Origin of the sequence: Curtobacterium sp. MCLR17_042 (genome assembly GCF_003234695.1) — a bacterium.
In the GTDB taxonomy this organism is placed as follows: Bacteria; Actinomycetota; Actinomycetes; order Actinomycetales; family Microbacteriaceae; genus Curtobacterium; species Curtobacterium flaccumfaciens.
In genome coordinates, this window is sequence record NZ_QKTD01000014.1 from 18,911 (window position 1) to 38,250 (window position 19,340).

A 19,340-nucleotide genomic window follows, 5' to 3' on the forward strand; every position below is an offset into this window, starting at 1 on the left:
GGGCGGGGCCTCGGCATCCCTGGAGGAACACCAAGACCCCGCCGGATCAGAGCAAGGGTCAGGCGTCGGCGGCCTGGACCCGGAGTGCGCGCTCGGTGCCCGCGAGGCTCTCGGACACGATGCGGCGCAGCGCCGGCGTCTCCGGGTGCTCCTCGAGCCACGCGGCGGCGGCGTCACGGAGCTCGGCCGACGCGAGCGGCGCCGGGTAGAGGCCCGAGACGATGGTGTCCGCCATGTGGTAGCTGCGCTCGGCCCAGATGCGCGTGAGCACCTCGAAGTACTTCGGCACGAGGCCCTCGAGCAGCACCGGGCTGTTCACGTGCTGGAACCCGACCGTGGTCTGGCGCACGATGGCGTTCGGCAGCTCGGACGAGTCGACCAGCGACGAGAACGCCGCCAGCTTGCCCTCGGCCGTGGGGATCGTCGCCCGGGCGCGGGCCGCGGCCTGCTCGCCCGACGCGGTCTTGTCCGCGGCGAGCTCGGCGTCGATCTCTGCGTTGTCCGCAGCACCCGCGAGCACGAGGCCCTCGAGCAGCTCCCAGCGCAGGTCGGTGTCGATCTCGAGGCCCTGCAGCGTGACCGATCCGTCGCGGAGGCCCTGCAGGGTCGCGACGTGCTCGGGCGTGGACGGGACCTGCGCGAAGAACTTCACGAACTGGAACTGCGCGTCCGAACCGGCCTCGGCCGAGGACGCGAGCTGCCAGAGCGTGTCGCCGACGGTGCGGACCGTGGCCTCGACCGAGCCCGGTGCCACGTAGTTGCGTGCGGTGAGCAGCAGCTGCGAGAGCGTCGTGCGGATGGTCGTCGACTCGGTCTCGGTCGCGATGTTGCCCAGCACGAGACGGACGTAGTCGCTGGCCGGGGACTCGGCGTCGCGCGTGGCGTCCCACACGGAACCCCAGACGATCGAGCGGGCGAGCGGGTTCGCGATCGACGCGAGGTGCTCGATCGCGGTGCGCCGGGAGTGCTCGTCGAGACGGATCTTGGCGTAGGCCAGGTCGTCGTCGTTCAGGAGCACGAGGTCGCCGCGCTGGACGCCGACGAGCTCGGGCACCTCGGTGCGGGCACCGTCGACGTCGATCTCGACGCGGTGGACCCGCTCGAGCTTGCCGCCGGCGGAGGCCGTGTCGGCGCCGAACGGCGCGGACTCGTCGTTCCGGAAGGCGTACACGCCGATCGCCAGACGGTGCGGGCGCAGCGTCGGGTAGTCGGCGGGGGCTTCCTGCAGGACTGTGAACGAGGTGATGACACCGGAGTCGTCGGTCTCGATCTCGGGGCGCAGGGTGTTGACGCCCGCCGTCTCGAGCCAGAGCTTCGACCACTCGGTCAGCTCACGGCCGCTCGTCGCCTCGAGCTCGACGAGCAGGTCGCGGAGCTCGGTGTTCGAGTGGTGGTGCTTCTTGAAGTAGGCGGAGACACCGGCGAAGAACGCGTCGATGCCGACCCAGGCGACGAGCTGCTTGAGGACCGAGCCGCCCTTCGCGTAGGTGATGCCGTCGAAGTTGACCTGGACGTCCTCGAGGTCGTTGATCGTCGCGACGATCGGGTGCGTCGAGGGGAGCTGGTCCTGGCGGTAGGCCCAGGACTTCTCCATCGCCTGGAACGTGGTCCAGGCCTCGGTCCACTCGGTGGCTTCAGCCGTGGCGATCGTGGAGGCCCACTCGGCGAAGGACTCGTTGAGCCACAGGTCGTTCCACCACTTCATGGTGACCAGGTCGCCGAACCACATGTGGGCGAGCTCGTGCAGGATCGTGACGACCCGGCGCTCCTTGATGGCGTCGGTGACCTTCGACCGGAACACGTAGGTCTCGGTGAAGGTGACCGCGCCGGCGTTCTCCATCGCACCGGCGTTGAACTCCGGCACGAACAGCTGGTCGTACTTGTCGAAGGGGTAGGCGACGTCGAACTTCTCTTCGAAGTACGCGAAGCCCTTCTTCGTGATGTCGAACACGTACTCGGGGTCGAGGTACGAGGCGAGCGACTTGCGCGCGAAGACGCCGAGCGGGATCGTCCGGCCGTCGCGGCTGGTCAGCTCGTCGCGCACGACCTCGTACGGGCCGGCGACGAGCGCGGTGATGTAGCTCGAGATGCGCGCGGTGGGCGGGAAGGCCCAGGTCGCGACGTCACCGTCGACGTGCGGCTCCGGCGTGGGGGAGTTCGAGACGACCTGCCACCGCGACGGCGCCGTCACGGTGAAGGAGAACTCGGCCTTCAGGTCGGGCTGCTCGAACACCGCGAACATGCGGCGGGAGTCGGGGACCTCGAACTGGGAGTACAGGTACACCTCGTCGTCCACCGGGTCGACGAAGCGGTGCAGGCCTTCACCGGTGTTCGTGTACAGCGCGTCGCTGACGACCACGAGCTCGTTCTGCTCCTGCAGGTCGTCGAGCTGGATGCGCACGCCGTCGTTCACCGCGGCGACGTCGAGCGCCGAGCCGTTCAGCGTGATCGAGTGCACGGTCTTCGTGATGGCGTCGATGAAGGTCGATGCGCCGGCGGTGGCGGTGAAGCGCACCCGCGTGGTGCTGCCGAAGCTGTCGGCGCCGCGGGTCAGGTCGAGCTCGACGTCGTACGTCTGCACGGCGACGACGGCCGCGCGCTCCTGGGCTTCGATTCGGGTGAGGTTCTCTCCGGGCACGCAACGCTCCATCTTCGCTGGGGACGCGGACGATCGGTGTCCGCGTACGGGGCCCCGGACGGCGTCGTGCGCCGGCGGGACGATGGGTTCCAGCCTAGCGACGCCGCGTACGCTCGGATCGTGACCGAGACGACTGTGGACAACCCGACCGACCCCACCACCGAGCGCACCGCCGTGGAGTTCTGGTTCGACCCGAACTGCCCCTGGGCCTGGATGACGAGCCGCTGGGTGGGTGAGGTCGCCGAGCACCGCGACCTCGACGTCACCTGGAACGTGATGAGCCTGTTCGTCCTCAACGAGGACCAGGACGTGCCGGAGCGCTACAAGGAGCGCCTGCACGCCGGCCAGGTCTACCCGCGCATCGTCACGGCGGCGAGGCTCCGGCTCGGGCAGGACGTCGTCAAGCCGCTGTACGACGCCCTCGGCGAGCACATCCACCACCGCCAGGAGTCCGACCCGGAACAGGTCGTCCCCGCCGTGCTCGCGGAGCTCGGCCTCGACGCCGACCTGCTCGAGTACGCCTGGACGGACGAGGTCGACGCCGCCGTGCGCGTCAGCCACCAGGACGGCATCGACCGCGTCGGACAGGACGTCGGCACGCCGGTCATCGCCGTCGAGGGCACCGCGTTCTTCGGACCGGTCATCTCCCCGGCGCCCAAGGGCCAAGAAGCGCTCGACCTGTGGGACGGCGTCGTCGCCGTCGCGAAGTACCCCGGCTTCTTCGAGCTCAAGCGCTCGCGCACGGTCGGCCCGATCTTCGACACCACCGACTGACGCTCCGGAACCAGGTTCCGGACACAGCACCGCGGGATCGCGCGGTTCCGTGTCCGGAACCAGGTTCCGTTCGGCGACGGGCGGCCGGGAGGCCCGTGGTGCGCCCGCCCCGCCCGTCGCGTCAGACGAGCGGCAGGCGCATGAGCGTCAGGTCGAGCCAGCGGTCGAACTTGCGTCCGACCTCGGGCACGACCGCGACCGTGGTGAACCCCAGGCGTTGGTGCAGGGCGATCGACCCCGTGTTGGTGCTGCAGATCCCCGCCATCATGACGTGCCGCCCCTCGGCGGTGGCCCGCGCGACCAACTCGGCCATCAGGGTCGTCGCGATGCCCCGGCCGCGGAACGCCTCGACCACGTAGACGCTGTGCTCGACGGTGTGCCGGTACCCGTCCGGCTGCCGCCACTGCGAGTACGTGGCGTAGCCGGCCACGGTGCCGTCGACCTCGGCCACGACCACCGGGTACCCGCCTCCCTGCCGCTCGGCGAGCCACCCGTCGAAGTACGCACGCGGGTGCGGGGTGTCCTGCCAGATGGCCGTGGAGTGCAGGACGGCATCGACGTGCAGGGCGTGCACGACGTCGAGGTCGCTCGGGGTGCAGTCGCGGATCACGACCCCGTTCGTCGCATATGCTGTCGTCATGTCTCACATCGTAGACGACGCATACGCCGATCCCGCAACCGGCGCCGACGACACCTCGGTCGCCGAGCAGCGGGCGCTCGGTGAACGCCTCCAGCGGCTCCGCACCGAGCGGAAGTGGAGCCTCACCGAGCTCGCCGAGGAGTCCGGCGTCTCCCGCGCGATGATCAACCGGGTCGAACGCGGGGTCTCCAGCCCCACCGCGACGATCCTCGGTCGCCTGTCCGGTGCCTTCGGTCTGACGATCTCGCAGCTCCTCGACGATGCCCTGGAGCACGAGGTGCCCAGGGTGACGGACCCCGACGAGGCGCGCGGGGTCCAGCGCGGCGCGACCGCCGATTCCTGGACCGATCCCGACACCGGGTACCGCCGCCGTCCGGTCTCGAGCGCGGCGTTCCCCGCTGACGTCACCGAGGTGCGCCTCCCGGCCGGCCGCGAGGTGGCCTACCCGGCGTCCGCCTACGCGTTCCTGCGGCACTGCATCTGGGTCGTCGACGGCGTGCTCGAGGTCGTCGTCGGCGGCGAGCCGACGCGCCTGGCGGCGGGGGACCGGATCGAGTTCGGCGATCCGGCCGACGTCGTCTACCGCAACCCGGGCGAGGACCCCACCCGGTACCTCGTCGTGGTGGTCCGCGCGCCGTAGTCCGTGGTGGTCCGGGCCCCGGAGCCGCAGGAATAGGATCGGTTCCATGCGCATCCACCTCGGAACGGACCACGCCGGCCTCGAGTTCAACAAGACCCTCGCAACCCACCTGACCGAAGCCGGGCACGAGGTGGTGGACCACGGTCCGACCGAGTACGACGCGCTCGACGACTACCCCTCGTTCTGCATCAACGCCGCGCACGCCGTGGTGCAGGACCAGCGTGCCGGTGTCCAGGCGCTCGGTGTCGTCTTCGGCGGTTCCGGCAACGGTGAGCAGATCGCCGCCAACAAGGTCGAGGGCATCCGCGCCGCGCTCGTCTGGAACGAGTCGACCGCCCTGCTCGCCCGTCAGCACAACGACGCCAACGTCATCTCCATCGGCGCGCGCCAGCACACCGAGGACGAAGCGATCCGGTTCGTGGACCTGTTCATCGCCGAGCCGTTCTCCGGCGAGGAGCGCCACGCCCGCCGCATCGCCCAGCTCGCCGAGTACGAGACCACCGGGCTGATCGCCGGCCGCCAGATCGACGCGTAGTCCGGCTCGTCAGGGGTACCGGGTAGAACGGTAGTCATGCCCGAGGGTCACTCCGTCCACCGCATCGCCAACCAGTTCACCCGGCACTTCGTCGGCAAGCGCTGCGAGGTGTCGAGCCCCCAGGGTCGCTTCGCCGCCGGGGCCGCGCAGCTCGACGGCAAGCGCATGATCGCCGCGCGTGCGGTGGCGAAGCAGATGTTCCTGGAGTTCGAGGGCGACCTGTTCCTCCGCGTCCACCTCGGGCTGTACGGGGCGTGGGACTTCGCGGGCGTGATCTCCACCGCCGAGGCGCTGTCCGACGACGACGACCGCGAAGAGTCGCTCAGCTCGATCGGTGCACCGCGGCTCGCCCGCTACCGGATGGCCGAGCAGGAGAAGGCGGAGGACCCGATCGAGTCCTTCCCGCCGGACCCCGTCGGCCAGGTCCGGGTGCGGATCCTCACCGAGGACACCGTCGCCGACCTCCGTGGCCCGACCGCGTGTGTCGTGGAGACCCCGGCCGAGGTGCAGCGTGCGCTCGACAAGCTCGGCCCCGACCCGATGAACGACGACGGGCCCGAGGCCGAGAAGACCTTCGTCGACAACGTCCGCCGTCGGAACGTCGCCATCGGGCAGCTGCTCATGGACCAGTCCGTCGTGGCGGGCATCGGCAACATCTACCGCGCCGAGCTGCTGTTCCGGCAGCGCATCGACCCGTACAAGCCGGGCAAGAAGATCACCGTCAAGCAGGCCAAGGCGCTCTGGGCCGACTGGTCGAAGCTGCTGCACGACGGCGTCCGCGACGGCCTGATGATGACGATGGACGACCTGTCCGAGGCCGACCACAAGAAGGCCCTGCGCTCCCGCAAGGACCGCCACTGGGTCTACCACCGCCAGGGCGAGCCGTGCCGGGTCTGCGGCACCGAGATCCGGATGGCGGACATGGCCGGCCGGAAGCTCTACTGGTGCCCGAAGGACCAGAAGTAGCCCACGGGGCACGGGCGCACCCGCCCGGTCACAGCTCCCGGTAGGTGAACCGTCCGGCGACGGCCGTCCCGAGCACCCGCATGCCGCGCAGTGCGGCGGACGAGGACGCCAGCGGGTCGGACTCGACGAGCACCAGGTCCGCGACGTCGCCGACGGACACCCCGACGCGCCCGTCGGTCGACCCCTGCCAGGCGACGAGTGCCGAGAGCCGTTCGGCCGGGTGCCACGGGTCCCGCCCGTCGCGGTCCCGCCCGACGGCCGCCGCCATCGACACCCACGGGTCGAGCGGCGCCACCGGAGCGTCCGAGCCGAGCAGCAGGCGCGCTCCGGCCCGTGCGAGCGACGCGAAGGCGAATGCCCGGTCGGTGTGCCCGGCCCAGTGCCGGTCGGCGATGTCCCGGTCGTCCATGGCGTGTTCGGGCTGTACGGACGCGGCGACCCCGAGCCGGGCGAACCGGTCGACGTCGGTGTCGACGAGCAACTGCGCGTGCTCGATCGTGCCGCGGGCCCCGACGGTCTCGAAGACGTCGAGCGCCAGCGTGTTCGCCCGGTCGCCGATCGCGTGGATCGCGGGGACGAGTCCGGCGTCGACGGCACGGCGGGTGATCGCGACGAGGTCCTCGAACGGCCAGGCGAGCACACCGGAGCCGTCGGTCATGGCGGCGGTCCGGGTGCCGAGGGACCCGTCCGTGACCACCTTGAACGGTCCCATCGTGAGCAAGCCCCGCGTGCCGTCGACCACGTCGCCGGTGCGCAGCCCCCGGCCGATGGCCTCGTCGAGCTCGGCCGGGTACACCCCGAACGCGACCCGGATCGCGTCGGTGCCGGCGTGGATCCGGCGGCGCCAGCGGTCGAGCCCGAAGCGCATCTCGAGGTCGACCACGCCCGTCACCCCGCGGGCGGCCGCAGCCTCGGCAGCGTCCGCCACGTAGGCGTCGAGCAGGTCGTCCGGCACCTGCGACAGCGCTCCGGTCACGTCGAACGCGTCCTGCTCGCGCAGGACCCCGTCCTCGCCCGCCTCGAGCGGGCGACCGACAGCAGCCGAGAAGTGCGCGAGCGCGAGCGCGTTGCACCACACCGCGTGCAGGTCCGCGCTGATGACGACGACCGGGAGGCCCGGTGCGGCCTGGTCGAGCAGCTCGCGTCGCGCAGGGCGCGGCCACATCCCGTCGCGGTAGCCGTGTCCGACCAGGACGCGGTCCGTCATGCCCGCCCGCGCGACGGCGGCGAGCAGGTCGGCGGTCGCCTCGGGGGAGTCGCAGCCGGTGACGTCGACACGGCGGCGGACGAGTGCCCACTGGTCGAAGTGCGTGTGGTGGTCGCGGAGCCCCGGGCCGAGCCAGGCGCCGGCGGCCTCGACGACGTCGGTGTCGACGCTCGTGGGGTCGAGGGTGCCGGTCGGTGCGATCTCGGTGACGCGCCCGTCGACGATGCGGACGTCGGCAGGGGCTCCGGAGGTGCCCACACGCCGGACGGTGCGGAGCAGGATGTCCGTCACGACGCCTCCAGGCCGTTCGCCGGGGACGGGACGGGCCGGACCCGCTCGACCTCGTCGGCGAGCGCCGGCGACGCGTAGGGGCCGTCACCCCGCAGCCCGGCGACGATGCGGTCGATCACCTCGGGGGCCTTGTTCTGCGAGAGCTTGGCGCGGGCGTCGAACCGGGTGACGCGGATCCGGATGCCCACGGTGCCCTTGGCGATCCGGCGGGCGGTCTCCTCGTCGATCTGCAACGACACGGGCGACGGCATGACGTGCTCGAAGTGGTCGACGAGTTCGCCGAGGACCCGGAAGTTCTCGTCGTCGGAGAGGATCTCGGGGGTGCCCCAGACGTGGGCGGTGACGTGGTTCCAGGTGGGCACGAACTGCTCTGGCGGGTACCAGGCGGGGGAGACGTAGCCGTGCGGACCCTGGAACACGACGAGGACCTCGTGCCGTCCGAGTTCGTGGGCGACCTCGTCGGGACGGCCGACGTGGGACACCAGCACGAGGGCGTCCGGGTCGTCGTCGGGGCCGGGGGTCTCGAGCAGCACCGGGTAGTGCGAGGCGACCAGTCCGGCCGCGGTGTGGGACACGATCGTCGCCCACGGGTTCCCGGTGATGAGGCGTCGGACCTCGTCGACGTCGGTCATCAGGAAGTGCGGTGTGTGGCGCATGTTCCGAGCGTGGCACAACGGGCTCGGTCGCGCGACGGGTGTCGTTTCGTCAGTGTTTCTGCGCGGTAAAACTCTCAGAGCGCATTGAAAGAAGTCTTGTGGTCGGGATTCGAACCGTCCTAGCTTTCCCACCACGACGACCGGGCAGGGATCCGGCCGCACCCGATCGAGGAGAGATCATGCGACGCAGGACGATCGCCGCGCTGGCCGCGGCGGCAACCTTGGCACTGGTGGCGACCGGCTGTTCGGCGGGCGGCGCGGCCGACGACGATGCTCCCTCGAGCCTGGTCTACGCGACCGGCGAGCCCGACCACCTGACCCCGGGCCGGCAGACCGTGGCCTTCGACCAGGTGATGAGCGTCTTCGCGCCGCTCACCCAGACCGATGCCGACGGTGACCTGCGGTACGTGGCGGCGAAGAGCGTCGAGAGCGACGACGCCACCACGTGGACGATCACGCTGCGGGACGGCTGGACGTTCCAGAACGGCGAGGCCGTCACGCCGGAGAGCTACGTGAAGGCCTGGAACCACGTCGCCTACGGCCCGAACGCGTGGGAGAACAGCGGTCAGCTCGCCGGGATCGTCGGGTACACCGACCTCAACCCGGCGAAGGGCACCCCGAAGACCAAGGAGATGTCGGGACTCAAGGTCACCGGCAAGGACACCTTCACGGTCACGCTCACCCACGCGGACAGCCAGTTCCCCCTGCAGCTCAGCCAGGCCCAGACGGCGTTCTACCCGATGCCCGAGGCCGCCTACGACGACCTGAAGGCGTACGACGAGAAGCCGATCGGCAACGGCCCGTACGAGATGACGAAGGCGTGGAAGGCGGACCAGGAGTTCACCGTCACGGCCTGGAAGGACTACGAGGGCACGAAGCCCGCCACCGACGAGGTGACCTTCCGCAGCTACTCCGACATGAACACCGCGTACACCGACGTCCTGGCAGGCAACGCCGACGTGCTGTTCCTGCCGACCGACAAGATGACGAGCGCGAAGGCCGACTTCGGCGACCGCCTGCACTCCTTCGACGCCCCCGGCATCGACTACCTCGGGTTCCCGCTGTGGGACGACCGGTACTCCGACCCCGACGTGCGCCGCGCGATCTCGATGTCGATCGACCGTGACGAGGTCAACGACGCGATCTACGGCGGCCTGTACGACCCGGCCACCGCGCTGACCCCACCGTCGATGTCCGGCACCGAGGAGGGCATCTGCGGCGACGCCTGCGAGTTCGACCCGGCAGCGGCGAAGAAGCTCCTCGCCAGTGCCGGCGGGTTCGACGGCACCATGACGCTCGTCTACCCGGGCGGCACCGGCCTCGACTCCCTGTACGAGGCGTACGCCAACCAGATCCGGCAGAACCTGGGCGTCGACGCCGAGGCGAAGGCCACCACCGACTGGGCGTCCTACTACTCGGAGCTCACCGACAAGACCGTCGCCGGCCCGCACTTCGGCCACTGGGGCGCGCTGTACATCAGCCAGCAGAACACGCTCCGTGCGCTGTTCACCACGGCCGGCGGCTGCTCCCCGTGCACCGGCTACTACCAGTCCGACGACGTCGACTCGCTGCTCGCGAAGGCCGACTCCGCCGGGTCCCAGGACGAGGCGAACGGGTACTACACGAAGACGCAGGAGGCGGTCCTGCAGGACTTCCCGATCGTCCCGACCTTCTTCGACAAGTACTCGTACGTCACGAGCGACAAGATCGCGAAGCTGCCGGCGGTGGCGGGCAGCCCCGTGATCGCGCAGATCGCCGTGAAGTAGGGCGGGGCATGGAGCAGCACACCGTCCTCGACCTGGTCCGCGACGTCCCCGACCGCGACGGCTTCCCGCTCGTCGACGACCTGCACGCCCGGTTCGCCGCGCTCGCCGCGGCGCACCCCGACCGGGTCACGGTCACCCGGATCGGCACGAGCCGCCTCGGCGAACCGCTGCACAGCTACCGCATCGGCACCGGGTCGCACGCGGCCGTCGTGGTCGGCGGGGTGCACCCGAACGAGCCGATCGGTTCGTGGACGGCGCTGCACCTCGCCGAGACGGCCCTCGGTGACGAGCGGGTGGCCGGGCTCGACGTCACCTGGCACATCGTCCCGACGATCGACCCCGACGGCATGCGGCTCAACGAGGCGTGGTTCCACGACCCGCACGACCGCGTGTTCTACTCGCGGCACTTCTACCGGCCCGCCCCGGACAGCCAGGTCGAGTGGACGTTCCCGAACAGCTACAAGTCGGTGTACTTCGACCGGGTGCTGCCCGAGACGCTCGCGTTCATGCGGCTCATCGACGACACCGAGCCGGACCTGCTCGTGAGCCTGCACAACGGCGAGATGGGCGGGGTCTACTACTACCTGTCCGAGGACCTGCCCGCCGTCGTCGACACCCTGCACGCGGTGCCGGCCGCACTCGGACTGCCGCTCGACACCGGGGAGCCGGAGTCCCCGTACCTGCGGGAGCTCGCCCCGGCGGTGTTCGCGATGGACGGCATCGAGACGGCGTACGCCTACCTCGAGGAGCTCGGCGTCGACCCCGGCGAGCACATCCACGGCGGATCGAGCGCGGCGTGGGCGATGCGGCACGGCGCCCTCTGCATGGTGGCCGAGCTGCCGTACTGGAGCCACCCCGACGCCGACGACCAGACCCCGACCGACGAGTCGTACGCCGACCTGCTCCGTCGGTGCGCGGACGAGCTCGGTGCCTCGGGTGCGGAGCTGCAGGCGTTCCTCGACGAGGCATCGCCGATGCTCACGATCCCGTCCCCGTTCGTCGAGGCCTCCCGGGCGTTCGTGCCGATGCTCGTCGGGATGGCGGACACCGACCGCCGCCGTGCCGAACGGGAACCGGCCGACCGGACGGCCACCGTCGCGGAGCGCTTCGGCTGCGAGGACCTCGTCCGCTGCTTCCGCCTGCGCTACGGCGGCATGCTCCTGCGCGCCGTCGAGGCGGAGACGACCGCCGGTACGGCGTCCGCGCCGCTCCGGCGGCTCCGCGACCGCCTGGCCGAGCGCTACGCGCGCTGGCAGGCGGACGCGTCGACGGGTGCGCAGCCGATCCCGGTGGGGAAGCTCGTGGGCGTGCAGTACGGGGCGATCCTCGCCTGCGCGGCGCACGTGGCGGACCCGACCCGCGCCTCCCGTCCGCCCCTGGTCACCACGGGACAGACGGGAGGCGCGTGATGCGTCCGACGCTCGCCGTCGGTCGCCGACTCGGCGGCCTGGTCATCGTGTTCCTCGGGGTGACCTTCCTCATCTACGCGATGACGTTCGCGCTGCCCGGTGACCCGATCAAGGCGCTCGGCGGCGAGCGCCCCCTCACCGACTCGGTCGTGCGGGCGCTGCGGGCGGAGTACCACCTGGACCAGCCGCTTTGGCTGCAGTACGTGCAGTACCTGGGCGGACTGTTCCGGGGTGACTTCGGCACCGACTTCAACGGGCAGTCCGTGGGCGAGCAGATGGCCTCGCGGTGGCCGGTGACGATCACGCTGGCGCTCAGCGCGTGGGCGCTCGAGATCGTCCTCGGCATCGGGCTCGGCGTGGTCTCGGCGCTCAGGCGCGGCACCGTGCTCGACAAGACGGTGCTCGTCGGCACCATCGTCGTCGGCGCGGTCCCCGTGTTCGTGCTCGGCGTGGCCCTGCAGCTGGTGTTCTCGGTGCGGCTGCACTGGTTCCCGGTCGCGGGGGTCACCGCCGGGTGGCCGACCGCGTACGTCCTGCCGGCGTTCGTGATCGCCCTGTTCGGCCTGGCCGCGGTGTCCAGGCTCACCCGGACGTCGATGATCGAGACACTCGACGCCGACTACGTGCGGACGGCCCGCGCCAAGGGGCTCGCGCCGGGCCGGATCGTCGGTGTGCACGTGTTGCGGAACTCGCTCATACCAACCGCCACCTACCTGGCGACCGACCTCGGGTACCTGATGGGCGGCACCGTCATCATCGAGGGCATCTTCAACCTACCGGGCGTCGGGAACCTGCTGTTCCAGGGCATCCGCTCGCACGAGGGTGCCGTCGTCGTCGGCATCTCGACCGCCCTCATCCTGGTGTTCCTCGTCACGAGCGTGCTCGTCGACCTGCTGCACGCCGCCCTCGACCCGCGCGTCCGGACAGGAGCCTCCCGATGACCACCGAAGCCCTCGGGGCCACCGTCGACCCCGTCGTCGGGGTCCGGCGCCGCCCGTTGCTCGCCGCCGCACGGACGCCGGGGTTCTGGGTGCCCGCGTCGGTGCTCGTGGTGGTCCTGCTCATCGCGGCGTTCCCGCAGCTCTTCGCCGGACTGTTCGGCCACGGCGACCCCCGGGTGTGCGACCTTGGCCGGAGCGGGGCGTCAGCGACCGCCGGGCACCCGTTCGGCTTCGACCTGCAGGGCTGCGACGTGTACGCGAACGTCATCTGGGGCACCCGGTCGTCGATCGCCGTCGCGGTGCTCACGACCCTGCTCGCCGGCATGGTCGCGGTCGTCGTCGGGACCGTCGCGGGCATGGTCGGCGGGTGGGTGGACGCCGTCCTCGCCCGGCTCACCGACGTGTTCCTCGGGTTCCCGTTCCTGCTCGGCGCCGTCGTCGTGCTGAACAGCGTGGGGGAGCGGTCGGTGCTCACCGTGTCGCTCGTGCTCGCCCTGTTCGGGTGGCCGACGATGGCCCGGCTCGTGCGGTCGAGCGTCCGCAGTGTCCGGGGCGCCGAGTTCGTGCTCGCCGCCCGGACCATGGGGCTGTCGACGTGGCGGATCACCACCCGGTACGTGTTGCCGTCGTCGATCTCGCCGCTGCTCGTGCTCGCCACCATCACCGTCGGCGGGGTCATCGTGTCCGAGTCGTCGCTGACCTACCTCGGCATCGGGCTGGAGCGTCCGGCGATCTCGTGGGGGCTGCAGCTGTCCGCGGCGACGTCGCAGTTCCTCCGTGCCCCGCACATGCTCATCGCGCCGGCGGCGTTCCTCGCCGTGACCGTGCTCGCCGTCATCGCGCTCGGCGACACGCTGCGCGCCGCACTCGACCCGCGTCGGCGCTGACCGGCACGGCACACGCCGCGTCGCGGCGGGCACCGTCGCGACCGACGCGCCAGACTCGAACCACCGCCCTTCGAAAGGACCACCGTGACCGACACCCTCTCCGCGTACCGGAAGACCCTGCCCTACATCCGTGAGTGGGTGTCGTACAAGGTGTGGCAGCTGCGGGTGCCCGGCGTGCAGGTCGCCGTCGGCTTCGGCGGCGAGGTCCTGTTCGACGAGGCCTGGGGCTACGCCGACGTCGAGGCCGGGCGCCGCCTGACCACCACCGACCTGTTCCGCATCGCCTCGCACTCGAAGACCTTCACCGCGACGGCCCTGCTGCAGCTCGCCGAGCGCGGGTCGCTCCGGCTCGACGACACCGTCGGCACGTACGTCCCGGCACTGGTCGACGGCGGTTCCCCGCTCGCCGACGCCACCCTGCGCGAGCTCATGGAGATGGGTGCCGGCGTCATCCGCGACGGACACGACGGCGACTACTGGTCCCTGCTCCGCCCGTTCCCCGACGAGCAGGAACTCCTGGCGCTCGTGCTCGACCGCGGCCAGAAGGTGCCGACCGGCTCGTCGTTCAACTACTCGAACCTCGGCTACTCCCTGCTCGGCCTGGTCATCGCCGCGGTCTCCGGGCAGTCGTACAACGACTTCGTGCGCGAGTCGATCACCGAACCCCTGGGCTTGCGGAACACCGGCCCCGACTGGGACCCCGCACGCGCCGACGACTTCGTGGTCGGGTACACCGGCTTCCACACCGCCCGGCACCGGCAGCGCATCGACCACGTCGACACCCGCGCGATGGCCGCCGCCACCGGCTTCCACGGCACCGCGTCCGACCTGGTCCGCTACTTCTCGCAGCACGTGATCGGGCAGGGCACCCTGCTCGACGACCACTCCAAGCGCCTCGCGCAGCGGAAGGCCTGGAGCGCCACCGACGACCCCGCGGCCCGCGGCTACGGCGCCGGGTTCATCGTCGACCGGATCGGCGGGCGCGAGATCCGCGGCCACTCGGGCGGGTTCCCCGGCCACATCACCCAGTCGATGTTCGACCCGGCATCCGGGCTCGTCGTGTCCGTGCTGACCAGCGCCGCCGCCGGACCCGCCACGCTCATCGCCACCGCGGTCATCGCCATGCTCGACGCCGCGGCCGACGCCGACGCCCCGGGGACCCCGGTGCCCGAGGACGTCGACACCGCCGCCTTCACCGGGCGCTTCGCCAACCCGTGGGGCGTCACCGACGTCGCCCGGATCGGTGACCGGCTCGTCGAGGTCGACCCGTCCGGCCCCGAGCCGATGGGCACCCCCACCCGGCTCGAGGTCGTCGACGCCGACACCCTGCGGATGACCCACGGCAACCGCTTCGGCTCGGTCGACGAGGACATCACCTACACCCGCGCCGAGGACGGCACCGTGCGGGCGATCCGTGGCGGGGGCGGCATGTCGCAGGAGCCGTGGTCGATCCCGGACGAGCGACCCGAGGTGGCCGCCGGGCTGGCCTCGTGACCGACGACCGGGGCACCGACGGTACCGACGGCGCCGGCACCGACGCCGACGACGACCGGCTGCTCGGACCGGAGCGCCAGGCCTTCGTCGAGGAGTTCGCCCTGATGCTCAACGACGGCGCGGGCATGCCCCTCACCGACGCCCGGGTGCTCGGCTACCTGATGATGACCCGCGCACCGCACTCGTCGTCGTCCGACCTGCAGGCAGCGCTCGGCGCCAGCTCGGGGTCGGTGTCGATGGCCACCCGGCGGCTCGTCGACTCCGGGTTCGTGAAGCGCCACATCGTCCCCGGCGAGCGCAGTCACTACTTCCGCGCCGAGGCCGACGTCTGGGGCTCCTGGCTCGCCAGCGAACGGAAGTACCTCGACCGGCAGCGCGACATCATCGGCCGCGGACTCGCCGTCGTCGAGGGTGCCGGCCGCACCGGCACGGGCGACGTGGACGCCGAGGTCCGCGAGCGTCTGCTCAACGGCCGCGACTACATGCAGTGGCTGCAGGGCTACCACCGCAAGATGCTCGAGGAGTGGGAGGCCTTCAAGGCCGCCCGCGACGACACCGACCCCCCGGAGACCCCATGAGCGGCACCACCGACGTCCTGACCGTCGAGCGCCTCACCGTCACGTTCGACATCGACGGCGAGGTCGTCCGCGCCGTCGACGACGCCTCGTTCACCGTCGCCCGGGGCGAGGTCGTCGCGGTCGTGGGGGAGTCCGGCTCCGGCAAGAGCATGACCGCGATGACCGCGATGGGCATCGCCCCCGACGGTGCGCGCGCCTCGGGGAGCATCCGGCTCGGCGACCTCGAGGTCATCGGCACCGACGAGCGCACCCTCCGGTCGGTCCGGGGCCGCAGCGTGTCGATGATCTTCCAGGACCCGTCCGCGGCGCTGAACCCGGTGTTCACCATCGGGTTCCAGCTCGCCGAGGCCGTCCGACGCACCGACGGCCAGCACGACCGCGCCGCCGTCCGGGAACGCTCGCTCGAGCTGCTCCGCGCCGTGGAGGTCCCCGAACCCGAACGCCGCCTGGGCCAGTACCCGCACGAACTCTCCGGTGGGCAGGCCCAGCGCGTGATGATCGCGATGGCGCTCGCCGCCGACCCGGACCTGCTCATCGCGGACGAGCCGACGACCGCCCTCGACGTCACCGTGCAGGCCGAGGTGCTCGACGTCCTCCGCGCGCTCCGCGAGCGCACCGGCACCGCGATCCTGCTCATCACCCACGACATGGGCGTCGTCGCGGACCTCGCCGACCGCGTGGTCGTGATGCGCCAAGGCCGCGTCGTCGAGACCGGCGCCGCCGAGGCGGTCTTCGCCGCACCGTCCGCCGACTACACGCGCGAACTCCTCGCTGCGGTCCCGCGCATGGGCACCGGGTCCGGTCTGGAGGCCCGGCTCGGCTCCGCCACGACGCCCCCGGCCGCCGTCCTGGACGTCCGGCACCTCGTGGTCGAGTACGGCGGCGCCCTGCGCGGGCGCTTCCGTGCCGTCGACGACGTGTCGTTCACCGTCGGCCGTGGCGAGATCGTCGGCCTGGTGGGGGAGTCCGGCAGCGGCAAGACCACCATCGGCCGGGCCGCGGTCGGCCTCGCGCCGATCACCTCGGGCTCGGTGGTCGTCGAGGGCACCGACGTCGCCGGCGCACGACGAGCCGCCCGACGGCAGATGCGCCAGCACGTCGGCGTGGTGTTCCAGAACCCGCTCCGGTCGCTCAACCCCCGGTACACCGTCGGGCAGACCGTCGCCGAGCCGCTCCGCCAGATCCTCCGGCTGCCGACGGCGCAGGTCGAGGAGCGTGTCGAACGGCTCCTCGCCGACGTCGGTCTCGACGGCGGGTACGCCGAGCGCTACCCGCACGAACTCTCCGGTGGCCAACGGCAACGCGTCGCGATCGCCCGCGCGGTGGCCCTCGACCCCGCCCTCCTGATCGCCGACGAGCCGACGAGCGCACTGGACGTGTCGGTGCAGGCCCGCGTGCTCGACGTGTTCCGCGAGCTGCAGGAGCGCCTCGGGTTCGCGTGCCTGTTCGTCACGCACGACCTCGCCGTCGTCGACACCCTGTGCGACCGGGTCGTCGTGCTGCACGGCGGCCGGGTCGCCGAACACGGCACCCGCGACGCCATCCTGCGCTCGCCACAGGACCCGTACACACGACGGCTCATCCAGGCTGCCCCGGTGCCGGACCCCGCGGAGCAGGCACGCCGACGCTCCGAGCGCCTGGCCGCTCGCGCGGGCTGAAGTGGGCGGGAGTCCGGGTCAGCGCACCTCGGCCGAGGCCCACAGCACGCCGGCCCCGCGGCCCACCGGGCGCAGCAGCGGCACAGCGACGAGCACGGCCGCGGCCAGGTAGGCGACGGTCTGCAGCAGGCCCGGGACCGCGAAGGCGACACCGAGCGACTCCTGCGGGAGCGCCGTGAGGAGCACGGTCCCCGACAGCAGTGCGGTGACGAACCACGCCGCAGCCGCCACCGTGACGATCCAGCCGAAGGCCCGCGGCACACCCGGTCCACTCCGGACGGTGACGACGCCGAAGGCCACGAGCGCCGCCTGCGCGACGACGAGGAACACGTCGATCAACAGTCCCGGAACCAGCGACACGAGCGCGAACGCGAGCACGGACACCGCGAACGTGAGCGCCCGGCGGTCTCGAGCACGCACGGCGGCGACGAGCACGACGACAGCAGCGATGCCCCCGAGGGCCGTGGCTCCGAGGAGCAGCCCGCGGGGTAGGTCCCAGGGTGCCAACCAGACCGTCCCGACCAGGCCGGCCGCTCCGAACACCAGCGCCGCCACCACCGCGGCCGCCGACACCACCCGTACCCCCGTGCTGCTCTGCATGCCCGCACCCTATGCCCGGGGACCCCGCCAGCGGAACACCCTCCCCGCCCCGCCGCCCGCCGACGACACGCCCGTCCGACGCCAGGTCGTCGTCCAGACGGCGCGGTCGACTTGACTGTCGTTCGAACACACGTTCGAATACCGTCGTGGGACGGCGTCGCGAGAACCGGTGGCAGCCCCCGGAACACCCGGAGGTCGAGCGTCCGCGCGCGTACTCCCTGTCCGAGGACGCCCGCGGCGGCGACGTCTGCCACGCCGTCACCCCGAAGCCGGTCTGGGCGTGGATCCAGTTCCCGACCTTCCACGTCCGGGTGAAGGCCTTCGCGAAGAGCTGGACCCGCGACGCCGTACTGGTGGAGTGGGCGCAGTTCGGGCAGCAGGCCGAGGCGTGGGTGTGGCGTTCCGCGGTGAAGCACCGCACGCTCCGTGCCGACCGGGACAGCGCGAACCGGAGTCCGCAGAACGCACTGCGTTGACTTCCACCCGCACTCCGAGGATGGTTTAGCGAACGCGGGTTCAGCAAGTAACTCACTGATCGAGGCATTCGATCCGGACCCGTGCTCACGAAGGAGGCACCATGAAGAACGCAGCGGTGCCGTCCTGGGTCGCCCACGTGCTCACCCCGCCCGAGGTCATCAGCGCCTACGTCGAGCGTCGGATCAACGATCCGGCCCTCCTGTCGGGTGAGCAGTCGGAACCCACGTACGCAGACTTCCTGCGCGACGAGTAGACGGTCTTCTCAGGAGGCCCGGATCACGCACCGCCGTCGGCGGACGTGATCCGGGCCTCCTCTTCGTTCACCCCACCGGTCCGCCGCGTCGGCGACGGGCCGACAGCGTCACGCCGACGCTCGCGGCGGTGACGCACGCCAGGGCGACCGTCTCGAGCACCGAGAGCCCCTCGGCCAGCACGACGAGGCCGGCCAGGGCCGCGATCGCCGGGCCGAGGCTCTGCAGCACCCCGAACACCCGTGTCGGCATCCGGCGGAGCGCGAGCATCTCGAGGGCGTACGGCAGCACGCTGGACAGCACGGCGACGGCTCCGAAGACGAGCAGGAGCGTCGGCTCGCGCACGACGCCGTCCACTGCGGACCGGAGCCCGAACGGCAACGACACGAGCATCGCGACCACCATCGACACGACGAGCCCGTCGACGCCGGGGATCGCGGCGCCGACGTGCCGGTTCATCACGATGTAGCCCGCCCAGCACGCGGCAGCGAGGACCGCCCAGACGACCCCGCCCACCTCGGTCACCGCGGTCGGGCCGACGCCGAGCAGCACGACCCCGGCGAGCGCCAGCACGGCCCACAGGGCATCACGCCAGCGCCGGGTGTGCACGAGTGACAGGGCGAGCGGCCCGAGGAACTCGATCGTCACGGCGACACCGATCGGGATGCTCGCGAACGACAGGTAGATGAAGACGTTCATGCCGCCGAGCGCCAGGCCGAGGCCGACCGCACCGAGCCACTGCGCCCGCGTCCAGTGCCGGACGCGGGGACGGACCACCAGGGCGAGCACGACGGCACCGATGACGAGGCGGAGCGTGGCGGCCCCGACCGCGCCGACGTCGTCGAAGTGGGTCTTCGCGATCGCGGCGCCGAGCTGGACGGACACCATCGCGGTGAGGGCCAGCAGGGGCGCGGGGACCCGGTTCATCCTCG

19 protein-coding genes are annotated in these 19,340 nt (G+C 71.5%); 13 read left to right on the forward strand and 6 right to left on the reverse strand.

The window, feature by feature from the left end; all coding sequences use genetic code 11:
• Positions 1-58: 58 nt before the first annotated feature.
• Entirely contained in the window at positions 59-2,638 is a 2,580-nt protein-coding gene (gene pepN, locus DEJ02_RS13745) for an aminopeptidase N (RefSeq protein WP_111033447.1), read from the reverse strand.
• 120 nt (positions 2,639-2,758) lie between these two features.
• Here pepN and DEJ02_RS13750 point away from each other — a divergent pair, with 120 nt between their 5' ends.
• Complete coding sequence (locus DEJ02_RS13750; protein ID WP_375342367.1) at positions 2,759-3,412, forward strand: DsbA family protein; 654 nt, start codon at positions 2,759-2,761, stop codon at positions 3,410-3,412.
• Between the two features lie 121 nt (positions 3,413-3,533).
• On the opposite strand, the gene DEJ02_RS13755 is transcribed toward DEJ02_RS13750, so the two are convergent.
• Positions 3,534-4,052 carry a GNAT family N-acetyltransferase gene (locus tag DEJ02_RS13755; RefSeq protein WP_111033448.1) on the reverse strand — a complete coding sequence of 173 codons (519 nt, stop codon included), beginning with the start codon at positions 4,050-4,052 and terminating at the stop codon, positions 3,534-3,536.
• Between DEJ02_RS13755 and DEJ02_RS13760 the strand changes: the two genes are divergently transcribed.
• The 3 genes from DEJ02_RS13760 to DEJ02_RS13770 are packed head-to-tail and all read left to right on the forward strand — an operon-like array spanning position 4,051 to position 6,193.
• Positions 4,051-4,692 carry a helix-turn-helix transcriptional regulator gene (locus DEJ02_RS13760; protein ID WP_111033449.1) on the forward strand — a complete coding sequence of 214 codons (642 nt, stop codon included), beginning with the start codon at positions 4,051-4,053 and terminating at the stop codon, positions 4,690-4,692. The genes DEJ02_RS13755 and DEJ02_RS13760 overlap by 2 nt on opposite strands.
• Positions 4,693-4,738: 46 nt before the next feature.
• Entirely contained in the window at positions 4,739-5,227 is a 489-nt protein-coding gene (locus DEJ02_RS13765) for a ribose-5-phosphate isomerase (RefSeq protein ID WP_027464669.1), read from the forward strand.
• A gap of 36 nt (positions 5,228-5,263) precedes the next feature.
• Positions 5,264-6,193, forward strand: coding sequence for an Fpg/Nei family DNA glycosylase (locus DEJ02_RS13770; RefSeq protein ID WP_071246661.1), 930 nt, complete (start codon positions 5,264-5,266; stop codon positions 6,191-6,193).
• A 28-nt stretch (positions 6,194-6,221) separates the two neighbouring features.
• On the opposite strand, the gene DEJ02_RS13775 is transcribed toward DEJ02_RS13770, so the two are convergent.
• Together DEJ02_RS13775 and DEJ02_RS13780 are read right to left on the reverse strand one after the other, a co-directional pair.
• Complete coding sequence (locus DEJ02_RS13775) at positions 6,222-7,691, reverse strand: amidohydrolase (RefSeq protein WP_111033450.1); 1,470 nt, start codon at positions 7,689-7,691, stop codon at positions 6,222-6,224.
• Complete coding sequence (locus DEJ02_RS13780; protein WP_111033451.1) at positions 7,688-8,347, reverse strand: FMN-binding negative transcriptional regulator; 660 nt, start codon at positions 8,345-8,347, stop codon at positions 7,688-7,690. Before DEJ02_RS13780 ends, DEJ02_RS13775 begins: the two co-directional genes overlap by 4 nt.
• Before the next feature lie 179 nt (positions 8,348-8,526).
• On the opposite strand from DEJ02_RS13780, the gene DEJ02_RS13785 reads away from it, so the two are divergent.
• From DEJ02_RS13785 to DEJ02_RS13815, 7 genes are all read left to right on the forward strand, one after another.
• Positions 8,527-10,113, forward strand: a complete 1,587-nt coding sequence (locus DEJ02_RS13785; protein ID WP_258378738.1) for an ABC transporter substrate-binding protein — start codon at positions 8,527-8,529, stop codon at positions 10,111-10,113.
• 8 nt (positions 10,114-10,121) lie between these two features.
• A complete protein-coding gene (locus DEJ02_RS13790; protein WP_111033453.1) occupies positions 10,122-11,522 on the forward strand; it encodes a M14 family zinc carboxypeptidase in 1,401 nt (466 codons plus the stop codon).
• Positions 11,522-12,463 carry an ABC transporter permease gene (locus tag DEJ02_RS13795; protein WP_027464675.1) on the forward strand — a complete coding sequence of 314 codons (942 nt, stop codon included), beginning with the start codon at positions 11,522-11,524 and terminating at the stop codon, positions 12,461-12,463. Before DEJ02_RS13790 ends, DEJ02_RS13795 begins: the two co-directional genes overlap by 1 nt.
• Positions 12,460-13,350 carry an ABC transporter permease gene (locus tag DEJ02_RS13800; protein WP_110864890.1) on the forward strand — a complete coding sequence of 297 codons (891 nt, stop codon included), beginning with the start codon at positions 12,460-12,462 and terminating at the stop codon, positions 13,348-13,350. The genes DEJ02_RS13795 and DEJ02_RS13800 overlap by 4 nt, the downstream gene beginning before the upstream one ends.
• 84 nt (positions 13,351-13,434) lie before the next feature.
• On the forward strand, positions 13,435-14,844 hold the full coding sequence (locus DEJ02_RS13805; protein ID WP_258378739.1) for a serine hydrolase: 1,410 nt from the start codon (positions 13,435-13,437) through the stop codon (positions 14,842-14,844).
• Positions 14,841-15,422, forward strand: coding sequence for a GbsR/MarR family transcriptional regulator (locus DEJ02_RS13810; protein WP_111033454.1), 582 nt, complete (start codon positions 14,841-14,843; stop codon positions 15,420-15,422). Before DEJ02_RS13805 ends, DEJ02_RS13810 begins: the two co-directional genes overlap by 4 nt.
• Positions 15,419-17,080, forward strand: a complete 1,662-nt coding sequence (locus tag DEJ02_RS13815) for an ABC transporter ATP-binding protein (protein ID WP_111033455.1) — start codon at positions 15,419-15,421, stop codon at positions 17,078-17,080. Before DEJ02_RS13810 ends, DEJ02_RS13815 begins: the two co-directional genes overlap by 4 nt.
• A gap of 18 nt (positions 17,081-17,098) precedes the next feature.
• Here DEJ02_RS13815 and DEJ02_RS13820 read toward each other — a convergent pair whose 3' ends face one another.
• The gene (locus DEJ02_RS13820) at positions 17,099-17,680 is read right to left on the reverse strand and encodes a hypothetical protein (RefSeq protein WP_146249292.1); all 582 of its coding nucleotides are present in this window, start codon (positions 17,678-17,680) and stop codon (positions 17,099-17,101) included.
• Positions 17,681-17,826: 146 nt separating this feature from the next.
• Here DEJ02_RS13820 and DEJ02_RS13825 point away from each other — a divergent pair, with 146 nt between their 5' ends.
• Both DEJ02_RS13825 and DEJ02_RS18520 read left to right on the forward strand, forming a co-directional pair.
• Complete coding sequence (locus tag DEJ02_RS13825; protein WP_035807629.1) at positions 17,827-18,156, forward strand: hypothetical protein; 330 nt, start codon at positions 17,827-17,829, stop codon at positions 18,154-18,156.
• Positions 18,157-18,257: 101 nt separating this feature from the next.
• Positions 18,258-18,410, forward strand: coding sequence for a hypothetical protein (locus DEJ02_RS18520; protein WP_017886018.1), 153 nt, complete (start codon positions 18,258-18,260; stop codon positions 18,408-18,410).
• Between the two features lie 67 nt (positions 18,411-18,477).
• Here DEJ02_RS18520 and DEJ02_RS13830 read toward each other — a convergent pair whose 3' ends face one another.
• Positions 18,478-19,335 (reverse strand): DMT family transporter, encoded by an 858-nt coding sequence (locus DEJ02_RS13830; RefSeq protein WP_111033457.1) that lies wholly within the window; start codon positions 19,333-19,335, stop codon positions 18,478-18,480.
• Positions 19,336-19,340: the final 5 nt, after the last annotated feature.